Here is a 17,363-nt window from a genome sequence, read left to right as displayed (position 1 = left end):
ATCGTCGATTTTTATTTGAGCTTCAGATACCGTTCTTTGGGCTTCTTGCGCCGTAGTGCCCAAACCTGAAGCGTTTGCGTTTAAGCTTGGTGCGCCTTTTGCCGCGGCATCCGTACCGGAACCGCTTGCAGAATTTGCAATGCCGTCCAGTCTATCGTAGTCCGCCTTCGGCATTAGCTCGTGATCGATCTTGGTAAAAAGCGGCTCGCACGGCTTGGCCTTAAAATCTAAAATTTCGCCGCGAAGTATGAGCTTTTCATAAAGCGGAGTGGATATTTCAAAGCCGAGCGTGCCCGCGATACGTGCCGCCGTCTTCGGCATTGCAGGGCTTAGCAGCACGGCGACTTTAGCCAGAATATTTGCGACCAATGCGACGAGAGCCAGCGCCTTAGCCTGCTCGCCGTTTTTCATCAAATTCCACGGCTCGTATTTCGCGATCGAAGCGTTTGCGAGCGCAAGCGCTCTCCAAAGCTCCTCTAAATATCTATTGGTAGCGACTTCCTCAAGCGCGTTAAGTGCGGCGCTCAGATAGGAGTTCGCTTCCTCGATCTCGGCGGTGAAAAATTTCATCACGTCTTTAGAATTTATAACGTAATCCGAGTATTTTGCGCTCATGCCGACGATGCGGCTGAGTAGATTTCCAAGCTCGTTGGCAAGCTCGGAATTTACGCGGTTGATGATCGCTTTTTGCGAAAAATCGCCATCTTGACCGAACGGTACCTCGCGCAGCAAAAAATACCTAAACTGCTCCAGCCCGTAGGCGTTTGCGACCTCGCGCGGATTCACAACGTTGCCAAGGCTCTTGCTCATCTTTTTGCCGTCGCGCGTCCACCAGCCGTGAGCTGCGACGCTGCGCGGCATATTTAGCCCCAGGCTCATCAAAAACGCAGGCCAATAAACGGCGTGAAAGCGCAAAATGTCCTTGCCCACGATGTGCAGCGCGTCGCTCCAATACTCCATTCGTTCGCCGCCCGCGCAAAATCCGAGCGAGCTAAGATAATCCATCAGCGCGTCCAGCCAGACGTAAATCACGTGCTTCGGATCGTTCAGCTCGGGCGGAATTTTAACGCCCCAATCAAAGCCCGTTCTCGTGATCGAAAGATCTTTTAGTCCGCTTTTTACGAAGCTTATCACCTCGTTTTTTTTGCCTAGCGGCAGGATGCACTTTTCATCCTCGTACCATTTCAAAAGCCGCTCTGCGTAGGCGCTAAGCCTGAAAAAATAGCTCTCCTCTTTTAAAATTTTAGTCTTTTTGCCGCAGTCGGGGCAATACTCGCCGTCGATTAGCTGAGCGGAAGGGAAAAAACTCTCGCAGCTTACGCAGTAGTTGCCCTCGTATTCGCCCTTATAAATGTCGCCCTTTTCATACATCTTGCGAAATACGTTTTGCACCGCCGCCTCGTGCGCGGCATCGGTAGTGCGCGAAAACATATCATAGCTGATGTCAAACTCGTCCCACAGGTCTTTAAATTTAGCGCTCACGCCGTCTGCATACTGCTTTGGGCTCTGACCGTGCTTAGCTGCGGCCTCCTCGATCTTTTGGCCGTGCTCGTCGGTGCCCGTTTTAAAAAACACCTCGTGTCCTTGCAGGCGGTAAAATCTAGCCATCGTATCGGCGATGATCGTCGTGTATGCGTGACCGATGTGCGGGACGTCGTTTACGTAATAAATCGGCGTCATTATGTATTTTTTCATTATTTTCCTTGCGCTTACTTAAATTTGACTAAAAATTTTATTAGTCCTATTGTGCGGCTGTGCCAGTATTAGAATTTAGCGTGTATCTTACGTATCCGGTCTCCGGCTCGATAGTAATACTAGCGGTCTCTCTTGCATCATTAGTAAGTGTAATAACGCACTGGCCCACAAAAAGCCTATCATATGGCACATTAGAGTTCGCTAACTGCCCCATTGGGCGACCGTAAGAATCAAAGGAGATGGTGTGATTGTTTCCATTACCGCAATTAGTAAATTGTATATTTCTTATATTATATGTTGCTCCTAAATTTAGCTTTTGATTCATCCTTGCACCATCAGTATTGGCAGGTTGCCTAGCAAAGCCCGAAGTAAGCAGTTTGTTGGGATTTTGCGGATCAGCTGCCATAGAATTTAGGCTATTTGGTTGTCCGTTTGAACCCGGGAAAGCTCCGTTATCCCAATATATATTATATCGCCATCCTGCTGCAGAGCCCGGTGCTCCTTGATCAGTAAATTGAATCCTCCAAAATCTCTTAAACCAATCCGGGTCATTAGGATCGAATTTGTTATCATTCATAGCCAGCTGCTGAGTATAGCGAATATGAGCAGCTACTTGATCTGCCGCCTCCACAAGGCTATTTCGATTGATTTGAGGCACCGCCACCGCCGCTAGAATTCCAACCACCACGATGATGAAAATCAGCTCTATCATAGTAAATGCTTTTTTCATAATTTTTACCTTTCATAAAAATTTTGTTTATATTTTAACATAAAATTTCGCAATTCGCACGCCTCGCTTGTAAATATCTATATTTTGTATCGAATTTTTATGATCCGAGACATATTCCGACTCATCCGCATAGATAAAAGCGCTGTCCCCGCTAGGCAGTCCGTAAAATTTTAGGCGCAGGCAGAGCCTCTCGTCCTCGCAGCTTACGCTTTTTACTCCGCGATTTTTTAACTCACTTGCCAGCTGCCTAGCTACGTCAAATTTATAGATAAAATGCCGCTGCGGTTTGTTTGCGAACATCGCCCCATACATCACATCGCTAAAAATCACTGCAAAATAACTTACCGCTAAGCTTACCAGCGTCACACCTACGGCAATCTTATGAAAAGTACGAAATTTAGGCAATCTAACGCGGTATGAATTAAATAAAACCCGAATAATCAAAGGCGTAGCGATGACGCAATACGGCAGCATCATCTCAAGCGGCACGCGCTGTCTTAGAGAAAAAAGCATCGTTAGACAAAGCGCACTTGTAGCGATGAACCATAGCAGGCTCTTTTCCTCTTTGATCCAAATTCTATAGATAGTGTAGATGAAAAATAAAAACACTAAAGGCGAAAACGCGCCCGCAAAAACGCCCACGGTGTCTAAAAAATACCCCTTCGGCTTGCCCTCAGAGCTCACGTCGTAAAAAATCACGCTGAAGCTAAATAGCGCTATGCAAAGTAGCAAAAGCTCCTTTTTGCGCGTATAAAGCGCCCAAATTCCAAAGCCGACGTATAGCATAAAAAACGCGCGGTCGATCAGGGCGCAAACGGATAGAAGCACGAAAAGCGCGATATTGTATTCGCTCTTTGCAAAATAGATCGCCAGCAGTGTGAAAAAAACGATGATGCCCGCGGGATTTAGCAAAATCGCGCTACTCATAGACGCAGGAAGCGCCATAAATAGCGCCGTAGCGACCACTCTATCGAAGCGACGCTTTAGAATAAATTTTGAAATTTTATAGATCATCGCGGCGTTTGCGAAGTGGATCAAAATAAACGGTATGCGCAAGGCGTAGTCGTTGCGCCCGAAAATTTCGCAGCTTAAATTTGCGATTAGCGAAACGAGGGATTTTTTATCGTAAAAAATTTCGGCTTCGTAGTAGCTGATGCTTAAATTTGAGATCGCATAAAGCAGAAATATGCCCTGAAACAGGTACATTATGGAGATTACGAAAATTTCGTTTTGATAAAGCTTCTTCACTCTCATCCTTGCTACGGGCACTTTAAATTTACAGCCTAAATTTTACGGCCGAAATTTATAAAATTTAAGCCGTCGAATCTTTTAAAATTTAGCCGCTAAATTTAACCGCGTGCCGCTTCATTCCTCTATCGTATAATTTTCCCAAAAGAAATTTATCCACTCATCCGTCTTTGAAATTTTAAAATCGGGCTGGATAAGCGCCTTGGGTTTGTAAAAAATCACCGCGGTTTTAAGCTCTATTTGCGGAAATTTCTCCAGCAGCACGCGCTTGATCTCGACCATGCTGTCGCCGCTGTCGATGATATCGTCCACCAGCAGCACGCGCTTGTAAAGCTCCAGATCGGGCACGTTGAAAACGTCGATGGTGTCGAGCTTTTTGGTGTCTGCGTAGTGGATGGAATTTATCGAAAATATCGTCCGCATATCAAGCGCGTTGGCTAGTGCATGACCGAATGTGAGCCCGCCTCTAGCGATCGCCACGATTGCATCGGGCATAAATTCGTCCCTAACCTGCTTTGCTATAACTCTTGCGTCGCGGTCCATCTCGTCAAAACTATAAAATCTCATATCTTTCCTTAAAATTTAATGCATTAAAAATACTAAAACGCTGATAAATCCAAGCGTCAAAACGCCGAAATTTAAATCTTTTATCCTGCGCTGAGCGAGTCTAACTACGATATATGCGATGAAGCCGAAGCTTAAGCCGTTGGTGATCGAGTAGGTAAAGGGCATCAAAAATACTATAAAAAACGCAGGGATTAGAATTCCCGCGTCGCTATAATCGATCTTGCCAAGCTCGCTAAACATTAAAACCCCGACCATTACGAGGATCGGATAGATCGCATTTGCGGGGATCGCCTTAAATAGCGGTAGCATAAACAGCGTCAGCACGAAAAATATAGCGCAAAATACCGCCGTTAGCCCCGTGCGGCCGCCCGCTTCTACTCCGCTGGCGCTCTCAGCAAATGCAGTAACCGTACTCGTTCCTATAACGGCGCCCGCAACGCTGCCTATCGCATCGGAGGTTAAATTTCTAGATAGTTTTTTCATGCCGTCTTTGCTATTCTCTCCAAAAAGCCCCGCGCGGTTTCCCACGCCGGTTAGAGTACCGATGCTATCGAATAGATGCGTAACGAAAAATGTGATTATAAAAGGTACGAACGCGAGCTTTAGCGCTCCGGGGATATCTAGCTTAGCAAATATCGGCGTTATGCCGCTTGGCGCGCTTACTATGCCATGCGGTGCGGGCGAAATTCCAGCCACCCACGCAACGCACGAAGTAATCAAAATGCTTAAGATAAACGCCGCCTTGATTCTAAGCACGAAGAGCACCAGCACGACCGCTAAGCCTAAAATTCCAAGCAAAACGTTTAGATCTTTTAAATTTCCTAAAGTTACTAGCGTCGCCTGACTAGGCGCGATGACGCCCATCTGCTTAAGTCCGATGAAGCAGATGAAAGCCCCGATACCCGCACTTATTGCGCGACGCAGATCAAGTGGGATAGATTTGATAACCCAAACGCGAAAATTGGTAAACGAAAGCACGGTAAAAAGCGCTCCGCTTATCGCTACGATGCCAAGTGCACTCTGCCACGGCATCTTCGCATCCACGCACAACGCAAAGGTAAAATACGCATTTAGCCCCATGCCGACGCTAAGCGCTACGGGGGTATTTGCAAAAAGCCCGTTAAATAACGTCGCGATTATCGTAATAAGCGCGGTTGCCGTAACCAGCGCATCAAACGGCATGCCTGCAATGCTCATAATGTTAGCGTTTACCGGCACGATGTAAATCATCGCCAAAAACGTAGTAAGCCCTGCGATAAGCTCCTGCCTTACCGACGTTTTTGCCGCGGCGAGATGAAAGAATTTCTCCACTTGCTCCTCCTTTAGAATTTATTCGTAAATTTCGATCTGATTATATAAGCTGTCGCGCTCTACGGGCACAAAGCCCGCGGTGCCGATCATATCGATAAAATCGCGCTTGCTCTGCCCTTTTTTGCTGCCGGCGCCGGCGCTGCTTTGAATGCTTTCGTTCTCGATCGTGCCGTCAAGATCGTCCGCGCCGAAATCCTGCGCTACGAGAGCTAAGCTTAGCGTCGAGGTCGCCCAATACGCCTTGATGTGCGCGACGTTGTCGAGCAAAATTCTACTAATCGCGATCGTTTTTAAAATTTCGACCGAGCCCAAAAAGCCCTTCACATCCAAGTAGTTATTCTCGCGCTGATACACGAGCGGAATGAAGGCGTTGAAACCGCCGCCGTTAGCGCGAGCTAGGCTCTCATCTTGCAGCGCACGGATGCGCAAGATGTGATCGATGCGGTGAGCGCGGCTTTCGATATGTCCAAAGAGCATCGTGGCGTTGCTCTGACGCCCGCGCGCATGCCACAGCGAGTGGATTTGCAGCCACTGCTCGCTTGAGACCTTGCCTTTGCAAATTTTATCGCGCACGTCCTCGTCAAAAATTTCGGCGCCGCCGCCCGGCATCGAATCCACGCCGCTTTGCATCATCAGTTCTATCGTCTCTTCGTAGCTCATATTCCACTTTCGCCGCCAGTAATCGATCTCCGCCGCGGTCATCGCCTTGATGTGCAAAAGCGGATATTTTTGCTTTATCGCTTTGAAAATTCCCAAATATTGCTGCGGCGTAACGAATGGGTTGTGCGAGCTTACGATATGAATCTCCTTCGTGCCGCGCGCTACCGTCTCATCCACGATACGCATGATCTCATCATCGCTCATCGTATAGGCGTTTTCGTTCTTGCGGTGCGCCGAAAATGCGCAAAATTTACAGGTATCTGCGCATAAATTCGAAGGATTGATATGACGATTTGCGTTAAAATAGACGTTTTTGCCGTTTTTTTCTTTGCGAATAGCAAAGGCGAATTTGCCCAGATCGAAAAGATCTAAATCCCATAATTTCACGCCGTCTTCGTAATTTAATCTCTCGCCGCTTTGTAGTTTTTCTAAAATTTCCATCGATTTCCCAAGCCAAATTTTGTGCTAATTATATAATTTTTTGCTTACAAAACGGATAAGCGGACTAAATTTAGAGCCGAATTTCGTTAATTTAAAATAGCGTAGTAAAATGGGCGCCAAATTTTAAATAAGGAAAGCAAAATGTGTGGAATCGTAGGCTACATAGGAAATGCCGAAAAGAAAAAAATCATAATAAACGGACTGAAGGAACTCGAGTATCGCGGATACGACAGCGCTGGGCTTGCCGTGATGGATGAGAGTGCGAATATAAAGTACTTCAAAGCGGTCGGCAAGCTAAATAATCTCGAAGAAAAGATGAAAGATTTCACTTCGCAAGGCTTTGGCGTTGCGATCGGGCATACTCGCTGGGCGACGCACGGAAAGCCCACCGAGCTTAACGCGCATCCGCATTTTGGAGATTTTAGCTTCGTCGTACATAACGGCATCATCGAAAACTACATCGAGCTAAAGGACGAGCTCGAAGCGGATGGCGTGAAATTTTTAAGCCAGACCGATACTGAAGTGATCGTGCATCTTTTTGAGAAAAATTTCAAGGCTAGTAACGACGCATTTAAAGCGTACGAAGCTACAATTAAACGACTAAAAGGCGCATATGCAACGCTTTTGATCACGAAAGCAGCACCCGGAGAAATTTTCTTTGCCAAAAACGCAGCTCCGCTGATCGTCGCAAAAAACGATAAAAACGAAATTTTCTTTAGCTCCTCGGATGCTCCGCTCATCGGGCTTGCGAATACGGCTGCATATCTGGACGATCAAATTTACGGCGTTGCAAAGCTTGGGCAAATCGACATTTTTAAAAACTCTAAACCGCATAATTGCGCCTTTAGTGAGCTTCCGAAAGATAAAGGCTATGCGCAAAAAGAGGGCTTTAGATTTTTTATGGAAAAAGAAATTTACGAGCAAGCGCAAGTAGTAACTGAAGCAATGATGGGGCGCGTAATAAAGGGCGGCAAGATAAAATTTGACGAACTTGATGCGGCGATGTTTGAGGGCATCGACGAGGTTGTACTATGCGCTTGCGGTACGAGCTATCACGCCGCGCTCGTAAGTTCGTATCTTTTCGAGCGCATCGCTAAAATCCGTACGAAAGTGGAAGTTGCTAGCGAATTCCGCTATAAAGAACCCTTTTTAAACAAGAATTCCTTATTTATCGTGATCTCGCAAAGTGGCGAGACCGCCGATACCCTAGAGGCGCTGCATATCGCTAAAAAGGCCGGTCTTAGGACGCTTGCGATCTGCAACGTCGATAACAGCTCGATCGTGCGCATGGCAGGCAGCGTGATCCTCACCCGCGCAGGCATCGAAAAGGGCGTAGCATCTACGAAGGCTTTTGCGACGCAAGTTATGGTGCTATGGATGTTTGTGGTGTATCTTGCAAATCTGCGCGAGGTCATCTCAGCGCGCATGAATTCCGCTGAAATTTCAGCGATGCTTCATATCCCGCAAATTTTAAAGATTAAGGACGGCTTGCAGGATAAAATTTACCGCATGAGTAAGCACTATCTGCACGGACACGGCTTTTTCTTTATCGGGCGCGATATTTTCTATCCGCTCGCTCTTGAGGGCGCGCTCAAGCTCAAAGAGATCTCCTATCTGCACGCGGAGGGCTATCCGAGCGGCGAGATGAAACACGGTCCGATCGCGCTTGCGGATTCTAATCTCTTTACGGTTGCGCTGATGCCAAAGCATTTGCTCTACGAAAAAACGAAAAGCAATGTCGAAGAGCTTGCCGCGCGCGATGCGTATATTTTAGCTATCAGCCCGGAAGAGCCGGAAATCGCGGATGATTTTATCAAAACGAGCGAGCAGAGCCACGCGATGAGCGAGTTTTTTGAGATGATGATAATTTTACAAATTCTAGCTCTTGAAATCTCCGTCAGACTTGGCAATGATGTGGATATGCCGCGAAATTTAGCCAAAAGTGTCACCGTAGAATAATCGTTTTTTAAGTTCATTTTGACTAATATTTCTCATTAAAAAATCGGGGAATGTTAGTATATGAGACTTATCGGATTTATCAGAGGTGAAAATGTCATAGTCGCCACGGGCGGGGTCGAGTATAGCTACGAAATGCTAGGCGAGCGCGATCCTAGCCTAACCGACGGCGATGAGGTAAGCTTCGACACGCTAGCATCCAGCGCGATAAATATCGAGCGCGTGGACACGTCCAAATCCAAGGATCGTGCGGCGCAAAAAGCGGCTTCACAGGCAAAAGAAGCCACAAAGCAAAATAACGACTGGATTTCTGATCCTAAAAATTTCATAGAGATAGACGCAGCAGAGCAGTCGTCTCCTCAAAATTCCGCCGAAAATATCGCAGAGGATAGATCCACCACAAAAGTAACAAAAATCGCAAAAAAATTTAATAAATTTAAATTTAACCGCAAAGCCAAGCCTACGAGTGCAAAAAAACCGAAATTCTTTGGATTTGAGTTCGTCCAAACAGACGACCTACGCACTATGCAAAGCGTCGAGAGTAAAATTTATACTTCATCCATCCGTAAGGAAGGGCTTAAATCCATAATCCTGCCCATAGCGCCGATAGTCATTATTTTGATATTCCGCTCGCAAATCGCAAGCATATTTCTATCTTTTTCACAGATCGAAGCTTACGTTAATCAAGACACGGTTTATATGGTAATGGACCTGCTGATTTTTCTTAGTTTTGCGCTATTTTATCTGTTGCCGCTTAACCGCGCGATAAACCTACTCTCCATAGCGACGCACGATCAATACCCGATGCGTCAAATGGCGAACTACAACGTCTTTATCATCCTGTGCGTCATCTCTACGATCCTGCAGGATAAGAGCCTGGGGCTAGATGAGTTCGAGCAGTTTTTCATCTGCGGCGTGATCGGACTTGGGCTCATTTCGTTTTATTATAAGTTCAAGGCGTTTGCGTTTATGTTTTTCAAAACTGCAGGCTCAATCCTATTTGCTCCTGCGCTGCTTGTGGAGCTCGCGGCTATTATTTTCATCGGCATCGGCGACCGCTATACTGGCGCGTCGATGAAATTTATGGAGCTTACAGGGCTATTTTTTGCGAGCACGGTGTGGAGATACATCATAATTTTTATCGTTATGTCGCCGCTTTATTTCCTTGGATTTTGTATGCTAAGACGAATTAAAAAATAATTTTACAAAATTTTGCTGCAAATCTCGCTATGATGAAATTTTACTACGATAGAATTCCACTCAAAATTTCATCACAAAATTTAGCACGAAGACAGAATTTAGCGGGGATTTGAACTTTATCAAAGTAAAATTTTATCGCAATAAAATTCCGCAATTGTAGGCGCAGATCGCACGCCCTAAAGCAATATATGTCTTTTATACGCGTTAACGCGCGCTTACAAAAATACACCAATGCCTGAGAAATTTCGATGCAATGTCTCCCCTTTTATTTGATAAAAGCCGCGGCAATTGACATCGCGTCTGTAAAATCCTACCGCTAAAATCCATCTTTAAATCTCACGCGCTCAGCACATATCGACGCAGAATTTTATCCACGCAATTCGGCGCGAAATTCAAAGCTAAATTTCACATCGCATTCTACGGCAAAATTCCAAGACATAACTCTATCATAATAAAATTTTGCCGAAATAAAATTCTAATCGATACGAAAGCCTAAGCTCAGAATTTAAATCAAATTTAAAGCTACAAGCTCCACGCTACGCAGCTCTTAAAATTTCACTGCCCGAATTTTGTCGCGTTTAAATTTAGCCGCGCGCCGTATTAAAATTCCGCCCGCTGCCGCGGCTAAATTTAACTATCGCGCTAAATTCCACGCCCTCGCCTGCTGAAATTTAATCTCGCGCCCCGTTTCGTGCGGCGTAGAATTCCCGCCTAAACTCGGCAAACCGCCCGTGCATGATCGCCTCTCTCATATCCGCGGCAAGGCGCAGGTAGTAGTGCAGATTGTGAATGCTCGCGAGGCGGTAAAAACTAAGCTCGCGCGCGCGAAATAGATGATTTAGATAGCCGCGACTGAAGCGCTTGCACGTGTAGCAGTCGCAGTGCGGATCGATCGGATCGTGATCGCTGATAAAGCCCGCGTTTTTGATGCTGATCTTGCCGAAGCTCGTAAATAGCGTGCCGTTGCGGGCATTGCGCGTAGGCATCACGCAGTCGAACATATCTACGCCGCGAGCGACGTTTTCGACGAGATCCTCGGGCGTGCCGACCCCCATCAAATATCGCGGGCGCGCCGCATCGACGTATGGCATCATGGCTTCTACCGTGTCGTACATCAGCTCGTTTTTCTCGCCTACGCTAAGCCCTCCGATCGCAAGCCCGTCGAAGCTCATCTTGCACAGCGCTTCGGCGCAAAATTTGCGCGCCTGCGCATCGGTGCCGCCTTGTATGATACCGAAGATGTTTTGATGAGCGTGCAGGCCGCGAGATTTCATGGTCTCGTGATAATCTATCGCCTCGCGAGCCCATTTTATCGTGCGCGCGACGCTTAGATCGATCCGCTTTTTAAGCCGCGATCTCTCATCGCAGCTCAATGCGCCAGGCTCGCGCGGCAGCTCCACCAAATCGTCTAAAATCATCATAATATCGGAGTTTAGCTCATACTGCGTATCTAGCACCGAGCGCGGCGTGAAATAATGCATGCTGCCGTCAATGTGGCTTTTAAATTTTATGCCGCCCTCGTCGTTTTTGGTGTTTGCACGCAAGCTAAAAGCCTGAAAGCCGCCGCTGTCAGTCAGAAAGCTGCGGGGAAATTTCGTAAATCCGTGCAGCCCGCCGAAGCCCGCCACTACCCGCGAGCCCGGACGCAGATACATATGATAGGTGTTAGCAAGGATGATCTGCGCGTCTAAAATTTCGGCTACGTCCGTAGCATCGAGCGCCTTTACCGCGCCCACGGTGCCGACCGGCATAAAAACGGGGGTGCGAATCGTGCTGTGCGCAGTGCGGATCGTGCAGGCGCGCGCCGCGCCGTCTGCGGCGTCTATTTGAAAATCCATCTTGATCCTTTAAATTTAGCTTTTTTGGCTTTTTAGCCTCTTTACGCACATTCGGCGCAAAATTTTAAAAAGCGATTGTAGCGAAATTTAAATTTGCGGCAGGTAAAGGCGGGCAAATTTGAGGATATTATGAAGCGTTTGCGGATTAAAATTTAAGTAGCGGAGCCACCGCAACTGCGAAACGTAGAATTTACAAGCGGAGCTATGACTGCAAAATTTAAAAATACAAATTCGATTAAATTTACAAGTGAGATTATTGATAGCAAATTTAGCCGCAAACGGTGCAAATTTCATCGCTTGCAGCGTCTTATTCTGCGGCTGCGTCTCAAAGAAATTTAGCGGCTTTAGAGTTTATCTTTGCGCCTAAAAGCCGCGACGCGCTATGCCGCTAGGCGCTTTTGCGCACGCGAGGCTTTCTTTTCGCGGGAGCACTTTTTGCAGGCGAGCTTTTGCCGTCCGGCAGATTTTCCAAAGCTAAATTTGCTACGGATCTCTTTCTGCCCCTGCTCTTTGCTTTTCTATTTTGCAAAAACTCGCTGTATGGCGAGCCGTAAAGGCTAGCGTGCCAGATCGCGCTAGCAAGCATCACTAGTCCCGAAATTTTATGCAGCCGCGACGTGCGCGAGTCCATATTTAGCGCGGTTAGAGCCGTGATGCCCATACTCACTCCAAGCGCCGTTTTAGCCACTTTGCGCTGAAAATTTAGATCCAAAATTTTATCTTCAATGCTCAAATTTTACCCCTCTAATGGAATTTAGTAATAGCCCGATCGTCGTGCCGTTATGCAGCAGCGCCGTAGCTACGGGACTTAGCGCGCCGAAGGTCGCCAAAAATAAAATGATCGAATTTATCCCCACGGTGGCGTTGAAATTTCGATTTACGAGCCGCAGCGTGTCGTTGGCCAGCGCCTTTACCTGCGCGACGCCCTCGATGTCGTTTTTCAAAAGCCCGATCTGAGCGGAAGCCTTGGCGATCTCGGCGCCGTTTAGCATGCTGATGCCGATGTCCGCTTTCATCAGGCTCGGCGCATCGTTTATACCGTCGCCCACGAAGACCACCTTCCGTCCCTCAGCTTTTAACTGCTCTAAAATTTCGGTCTTTTGCGTAGGCAGCAATTCGCCATAATAGCGATCTACACCGAGCTTTTTGGCTACGGCGCGAGCTTTTGATTTCACGTCGCCGCTTAGCATGACGATCTGTTTAACGCCCAACTCGCGGAGCCTAGCGATGACGGTGCGGGCGTTTGCGCGTACCTCATCTCTAAGCCCGATGACGCCCAAAAGTCTGCCGTCAAATGCGATGTAAAGCAACGCGAGCCCCTTTTGCATCGCAAGATCGATGGTCTGCTCATGCGCCGCAAACGAGATCATCTCGTCGTCCTCCAGAAAGTGGCGCGAGCCGATGATGAGCTTTTTGCCCTCGATGCTGGTCTTTACGCCGTGAGCGACGACGAATTCCACCTCGTCGTGGTGTTTATGGATAAAGCCATGCTTTTTGGCAGCATCCACGATCGCCTCGGCTACGGGGTGAAAGTAATGCTCCTCGGCGCTCGCGGTTAAATTTAAAATATCGTTTTTGCTGAAGCGCTCGTCAAACGATATGATCTCGGCGACCTCCAGGTTGCCGTACGTAAGCGTGCCCGTCTTATCAAATACGAAGGTGTCGGCACTCGCAAGCGACTCAAGAGCCTTGGCGCCTTTGATCAAAATCCCGTTCTTGCCCGCTTTTGAAATGCTCGACTTAAAAGCAACCGGCGTAGGCAGCTTAAGCGCGCACGAGTAGTCCGCCTGCAGCACCGAAGCTACGCTCATAAAATTTCGATTTATCAGATAGGACACGCCCGCAAGCCCGAAGGTTACCGGCACGAGCTTGTCGGCTAAGTGAGTCGTATGCATGCCGATGCTGGAGCGCTCGTTAAGAGATGCCGTGATGTAGTGCTTTATGCGCTGCGTGGACGTGTTTTCTCCGACATTTTCCGCCCAGATACGGATCCTACCCTCCTCCACGATCGTGCCGCTCAGCACGCTATCGCCGCGAGATTTTTTCACCGCAACCGATTCGCCCGTCATATTGGCTTGATTTATCATCGCTTCGCCGCTTACGACGTGCCCGTCCACGGCTATGACGTCGCCTGCGCCCACGACCACGATGTCGCCCACCTTTAGCTTGGAAGTTGCGATTTTGACTTCGGTCTTTTTGCCGTCTTGATCTATCTCGACCCACGCCTCGGCGATGTCAGGACGGGCGAGCTCGCGGATCAGATCGTCGCTTTTATAAACGGTGCTTTCCTCCATGTATTCGCCAAGAGCGAGCATCGCGTTGGTGCTGTTTGCGGCAAATACGTCGCCGCGAGCGAGCGAAATCCCCACAGCAGCAGCCTCCAAGCCCTTTGAAGTAAGCCCGTGGCGAAAGCTTTCTTTAATGCCCTCTTTTAAGATAGGCATGCACGCTACGATGCTAAATGCGCGCACTAAAGGCGAAGTGCGAAAGATTAAATTTCCCCCCAACGCAAGAAGCGCTAAAATAAATTCGTTTTTGCTTGGCAAATTTTTATGGTTAGCGGGGATAATTGATTTTAGCTCGCTTAAATTTAAAGCTTCAAGTTGCTTTAGAATTCCTGCCTTATCTACACCCGCGTCAAACTTAAGGATCAAAGAGCCGATTTTAGCGTTAAATCTCGCGTCCTGCACGCCCTGAAATTTCGCCACGCTTCTAGTAAAAGCGCTCGCATCAATCTCTCTAAAACCGACGATTTTTAGCCGCAGTCTGGATTTAGTTTCATGTAAAATTTTAAAATTTTGCATCGACTACTCTTGCATCTCTGCCTTGGCGTCTTCGAATCGCTCCTTCATCTCTTCAACGCCCATCTGAAACATCTCGGTACCCTTTGCAATGAGCTTAAAAAGCTTTTTTTGCGCGTTTTCGTCAGTGAGAAAATAGGTCGCCGCAGCCCCTAGAACGATGCCTGTGATAAATGAGTTGCTACCAAATAAGCCGTTCGCGTTTTGCCTGCCACCCAAGGAATTAAAAATTCCACCGAAAGCGGAGCCCTGAGTAGAATTTACATCGCTTGAGCTTTGAGCGGCGGAATCTTTATTATCCGAGTTATTGCTGGAAGCAGAGCTATTAAAAGGCGTAGAATTTACCCGCTCGTTTATCCATTTAGCCCAACCGCCGAGCTTTTCGTCACCGGCAAAGCTACCCGCAGAGCCGCTAGCATATTTGTTGTCACCAAAATCGTAATCGTCTAGAATTTCTTTCAAATCTTTTTTTGTGATATACGGATTACTCATTACCTACCTTAAGAATAAAATTTCTACCCGCAATGAGCGCGCCTACGCATACTGCGACGCCTGCCGCTGCGCGTAGATACTCGCCTTGTACGAGCTTATTTGCGCTGTAAATCGCGCCGCCGCCGATGATACCGCCGCTTAGCGCAATATCCAGCGCATCGCGAATCGCTTTAGATTTGCTCTTGCCTTCTTTGGCTTTAACGAGCTCTACGGCGCAACCGCCGATCGCCCCTGCTATAGCGCCGCTTAAAACGTGATCCAGCGGCGAACGCTGTGTCGTAAGTGATCTATTCATTTAGGCCTCTATTTTTCTGATTTATCGTCTGCGGACGTAAATTTAGCCGAAGGATTATCGTCCATTTTTACGATCTGCGGGATATTAAGCGGAGTAGTAGATGCTGCGGATGTCTCACCTACCGGAGTTGCGCCAGTCTTAGCGCTCGCGGTGGATTTTTTAGTTCTTTTAAATCCAGGTTTTGGTCCCGGCTTTTTTCTGGTTTTTTTTGCAGTGCTAGTTTCAGTGCTAGTACTACTTGTCGCAGCTTTTTTGCTACCAGACTTTCTTTTATTTTTTACCGCCTCGGCGACATCGTCTAAGCCCTCTTTGGCTTCCGCAAAAATTTCTTTTGATTTTTTGCTTAATTTTTCTGCTCCGCCTTTGACGCTATTTTTTAGCTCCTCGACGCTTTTACTGCTAACGATTTTATTCGCACCTTCTTTGATTTTATCTCGATTGTTATAAGCGTAAACCGCCGCGCAACCAAGCGCAAAACCTGCTAGAAATGGGATCGGCATTTCATTCTCCTTGTGTTAAGATTATAAAGTCATTTTATCAACTTTACATAGATTTTGATATTATAGCGACTTTTTTAGATTTTTGCAATCCTAATTTAATTTTTCTGCAAAATTCCTTTAATTAAATTAGAAAATGCGCTATTTAAAATATTTTGCAAATCGTATTTTTGAAATATCCGCTCTAATCCCTGCGGATTTTTTAAAATTTCATTTAATAAATCAGTGAAATTCAAAGAATTTAAATCAGCCTCGTATTTAGAATTTAATTCCTTTAGAATCGGCAAAATTTCATTATACGAAACCGCCTGCGCCTTATACAGCAGCTCTTTAAATTGCGCGTTCTTGCACGAATTAATTAGATCGTCATAAAACATCATAGAGCTTTTTTCTATCAAAAGCGCGGAAGCCAAAAACTCATTCATACCTTTTGCAGCCAGTGCCTCACTGCTATTTTCAGGAGGCGTGGCGCCAAGCCCGCAAGAATTTGCAAAATCTAACACCCGCTCAAGTAATCCAGCTCGTAAAGATAGAATTTCTCCTAGCTTTTTATCTTGAAATTTAACTGCGCCCAGCGAATAAAACTGCAAAATTTGTGCCTCTTTTTCGAGCAAAAGAGCGATATCTACAATTTTCGCCTCATTTAAATTCCGAGATTTATTAGAAAATTTGCGCGATTTTTTAGTACTACGCAATACTTCTTCGTTCAAGAAATCGCCTCTATATTGGAATTTACAAGCGCTACTAGCTCCGGCGAACTGATGCCGCTTAAAAACTGCTCCCAAAGGTGCATCGGAAAAACGCTTTCATCATAATGAATCGTCAGCGAGCCGATTAGAGAGTTAAATTTATACTCTTTTATCCCGCGAATTGCAGCTATTTTAGCCTTCAGGCTCTCCTCGCTCACGCTATCTCGCAACTCCCTAATTTTGGGACTTACGCGGATACGGATACGACCTTTGCTGTGGCTGATTTTGCTAAAATACTTATGAAATTCCAAAATATCGTTGTGATTTATTTTCATATTTTTCCTTAAATTTGCGCCCAAATAATATCATAAATCATTTAATTCCTGCTAAATTTTGCGAATTATTTGCGTTTAGGGCGAAATATTTTTATCTTATTTTCATCCGCTGTTATGTAATTCCCTCCCATTAGATCAATACAATACGGCACGGCAGGAAATACCGGCAGAAGGCACTCTTTAATCGCTTTTGGATTGCCCGGCAAATTTATAATCAGAGATTTTTTGCGGATCGCTGCTATCTGGCGAGATAAAATTGCCGTAGGCACGATCTTTTGGCTCTCTGCGCGCATTAGTTCGCCAAAGCCTGGCATTAATTTCTCACTTACCGCCTCGGTCGCTTCAGGCGTTACATCGCGTGGAGCAGGACCCGTACCGCCCGTAGTTAGCACCAAATCACAATCTGCTTCGTCGCAAAGATAAATCAGCTTATCTTTGATCAGCTCCAGCTCATCTGGAACTATTTCATAAAAATACTCTTTCTCGCAAGTTAGCCAATCATCCATCACGGCAATTATTTCTTTGCCTCCTAAATCCTCGTAAACGCCACCGCTAGCGCGATCACTTATTGTTAAAACACCTATTTTTACCATTTTCCTCTCCTTTAT

At 46.6% G+C, this 17,363-nt stretch carries 17 protein-coding genes; 2 read left to right on the top strand and 15 right to left on the bottom strand.

From position 1 onward, the window contains the following. The 6 genes from metG to mqnE all read right to left on the bottom strand — a co-directional run. A partial coding sequence (gene metG, locus Q0135_RS04865) for a methionine--tRNA ligase (RefSeq protein WP_297988737.1) occupies window positions 1-1,695 on the bottom strand: 1,695 nt, incomplete at its 3' end. A gap of 46 nt (window positions 1,696-1,741) precedes the next feature. After that, window positions 1,742-2,425 carry a type II secretion system protein gene (locus Q0135_RS04860; protein WP_297988735.1) on the bottom strand — a complete coding sequence of 228 codons (684 nt, stop codon included), beginning with the start codon at window positions 2,423-2,425 and terminating at the stop codon, window positions 1,742-1,744. Window positions 2,426-2,452: 27 nt separating this feature from the next. Beyond that, on the bottom strand, window positions 2,453-3,679 hold the full coding sequence (locus Q0135_RS04855) for a hypothetical protein (protein WP_297988733.1): 1,227 nt from the start codon (window positions 3,677-3,679) through the stop codon (window positions 2,453-2,455). Window positions 3,680-3,790: 111 nt separating this feature from the next. Beyond that, a complete protein-coding gene (locus Q0135_RS04850) occupies window positions 3,791-4,240 on the bottom strand; it encodes a phosphoribosyltransferase (protein WP_005871628.1) in 450 nt (149 codons plus the stop codon). Between the two features lie 15 nt (window positions 4,241-4,255). Beyond that, window positions 4,256-5,551 carry an NCS2 family permease gene (locus Q0135_RS04845; protein WP_297903595.1) on the bottom strand — a complete coding sequence of 432 codons (1,296 nt, stop codon included), beginning with the start codon at window positions 5,549-5,551 and terminating at the stop codon, window positions 4,256-4,258. 18 nt (window positions 5,552-5,569) lie between these two features. Then, window positions 5,570-6,652: an aminofutalosine synthase MqnE gene (mqnE, locus tag Q0135_RS04840; RefSeq protein ID WP_297988731.1), complete on the bottom strand. Its 1,083-nt coding sequence runs from the start codon at window positions 6,650-6,652 to the stop codon at window positions 5,570-5,572. A 141-nt stretch (window positions 6,653-6,793) separates the two neighbouring features. Here mqnE and glmS point away from each other — a divergent pair, with 141 nt between their 5' ends. Both glmS and Q0135_RS04830 read left to right on the top strand, forming a co-directional pair. Further along, on the top strand, window positions 6,794-8,611 hold the full coding sequence (gene glmS, locus Q0135_RS04835; protein WP_297988729.1) for a glutamine--fructose-6-phosphate transaminase (isomerizing): 1,818 nt from the start codon (window positions 6,794-6,796) through the stop codon (window positions 8,609-8,611). Between the two features lie 60 nt (window positions 8,612-8,671). Beyond that, a complete protein-coding gene (locus tag Q0135_RS04830; protein WP_297988727.1) occupies window positions 8,672-9,808 on the top strand; it encodes a hypothetical protein in 1,137 nt (378 codons plus the stop codon). A gap of 671 nt (window positions 9,809-10,479) precedes the next feature. Here Q0135_RS04830 and tgt read toward each other — a convergent pair. The 9 genes from tgt to mog all read right to left on the bottom strand — a co-directional run bounded on the left by tgt (window position 10,480) and on the right by mog (window position 17,348). Beyond that, the gene (tgt, locus tag Q0135_RS04825) at window positions 10,480-11,646 is read right to left on the bottom strand and encodes a tRNA guanosine(34) transglycosylase Tgt (RefSeq protein ID WP_297988725.1); all 1,167 of its coding nucleotides are present in this window, start codon (window positions 11,644-11,646) and stop codon (window positions 10,480-10,482) included. Window positions 11,647-12,034: 388 nt separating this feature from the next. After that, window positions 12,035-12,379, bottom strand: a complete 345-nt coding sequence (locus Q0135_RS04820) for a hypothetical protein (protein ID WP_297988723.1) — start codon at window positions 12,377-12,379, stop codon at window positions 12,035-12,037. Next, a complete protein-coding gene (locus Q0135_RS04815) occupies window positions 12,369-14,450 on the bottom strand; it encodes a heavy metal translocating P-type ATPase (protein ID WP_297988721.1) in 2,082 nt (693 codons plus the stop codon). The genes Q0135_RS04820 and Q0135_RS04815 overlap by 11 nt, the downstream gene beginning before the upstream one ends. A 3-nt stretch (window positions 14,451-14,453) precedes the next feature. Further along, the gene (locus Q0135_RS04810) at window positions 14,454-14,939 is read right to left on the bottom strand and encodes a hypothetical protein (protein ID WP_297988720.1); all 486 of its coding nucleotides are present in this window, start codon (window positions 14,937-14,939) and stop codon (window positions 14,454-14,456) included. Then, entirely contained in the window at window positions 14,932-15,234 is a 303-nt protein-coding gene (locus tag Q0135_RS04805; protein WP_177386687.1) for a Cys/Met metabolism pyridoxal-phosphate-dependent enzyme, read from the bottom strand. The genes Q0135_RS04810 and Q0135_RS04805 overlap by 8 nt, the downstream gene beginning before the upstream one ends. Window positions 15,235-15,242: 8 nt before the next feature. Beyond that, complete coding sequence (locus tag Q0135_RS04800; protein WP_297988718.1) at window positions 15,243-15,734, bottom strand: hypothetical protein; 492 nt, start codon at window positions 15,732-15,734, stop codon at window positions 15,243-15,245. Between the two features lie 95 nt (window positions 15,735-15,829). Continuing rightward, entirely contained in the window at window positions 15,830-16,441 is a 612-nt protein-coding gene (locus Q0135_RS04795; RefSeq protein ID WP_297988716.1) for a hypothetical protein, read from the bottom strand. After that, window positions 16,438-16,755 carry an HMA2 domain-containing protein gene (locus Q0135_RS04790; RefSeq protein ID WP_291936786.1) on the bottom strand — a complete coding sequence of 106 codons (318 nt, stop codon included), beginning with the start codon at window positions 16,753-16,755 and terminating at the stop codon, window positions 16,438-16,440. Before Q0135_RS04790 ends, Q0135_RS04795 begins: the two co-directional genes overlap by 4 nt. A gap of 65 nt (window positions 16,756-16,820) precedes the next feature. After that, complete coding sequence (gene mog / locus Q0135_RS04785; protein ID WP_297988714.1) at window positions 16,821-17,348, bottom strand: molybdopterin adenylyltransferase; 528 nt, start codon at window positions 17,346-17,348, stop codon at window positions 16,821-16,823. Window positions 17,349-17,363: the final 15 nt, after the last annotated feature.

It is taken from the genome of uncultured Campylobacter sp., from assembly GCF_937981295.1.
Classification (GTDB): Bacteria; Campylobacterota; Campylobacteria; order Campylobacterales; family Campylobacteraceae; genus Campylobacter_B.
The sequence above is the reverse complement of the archived record's forward strand: the minus strand, read 5'-3'. Positions and strand labels throughout refer to the sequence as shown.

Coding starts and splice junctions, on each gene's coding strand:
- tgt (WP_297988725.1), bottom strand. CDS start 11,646: ATGGATTTTCAAATAGACGCCGCAGACGGCGCGGCGCGCGCCTGCACG.
- Q0135_RS04805 (WP_177386687.1), bottom strand. CDS start 15,234: ATGAATAGATCACTTACGACACAGCGTTCGCCGCTGGATCACGTTTTA.
- Q0135_RS04830 (WP_297988727.1), top strand. CDS start 8,672: ATGAGACTTATCGGATTTATCAGAGGTGAAAATGTCATAGTCGCCACG.
- Q0135_RS04860 (WP_297988735.1), bottom strand. CDS start 2,425: ATGAAAAAAGCATTTACTATGATAGAGCTGATTTTCATCATCGTGGTG.
- Q0135_RS04810 (WP_297988720.1), bottom strand. CDS start 14,939: ATGAGTAATCCGTATATCACAAAAAAAGATTTGAAAGAAATTCTAGAC.
- mog (WP_297988714.1), bottom strand. CDS start 17,348: ATGGTAAAAATAGGTGTTTTAACAATAAGTGATCGCGCTAGCGGTGGC.
- mqnE (WP_297988731.1), bottom strand. CDS start 6,652: ATGGAAATTTTAGAAAAACTACAAAGCGGCGAGAGATTAAATTACGAA.
- glmS (WP_297988729.1), top strand. CDS start 6,794: ATGTGTGGAATCGTAGGCTACATAGGAAATGCCGAAAAGAAAAAAATC.
- Q0135_RS04800 (WP_297988718.1), bottom strand. CDS start 15,734: ATGCCGATCCCATTTCTAGCAGGTTTTGCGCTTGGTTGCGCGGCGGTT.
- Q0135_RS04850 (WP_005871628.1), bottom strand. CDS start 4,240: ATGAGATTTTATAGTTTTGACGAGATGGACCGCGACGCAAGAGTTATA.
- Q0135_RS04855 (WP_297988733.1), bottom strand. CDS start 3,679: ATGAGAGTGAAGAAGCTTTATCAAAACGAAATTTTCGTAATCTCCATA.
- Q0135_RS04790 (WP_291936786.1), bottom strand. CDS start 16,755: ATGAAAATAAATCACAACGATATTTTGGAATTTCATAAGTATTTTAGC.
- Q0135_RS04815 (WP_297988721.1), bottom strand. CDS start 14,450: ATGCAAAATTTTAAAATTTTACATGAAACTAAATCCAGACTGCGGCTA.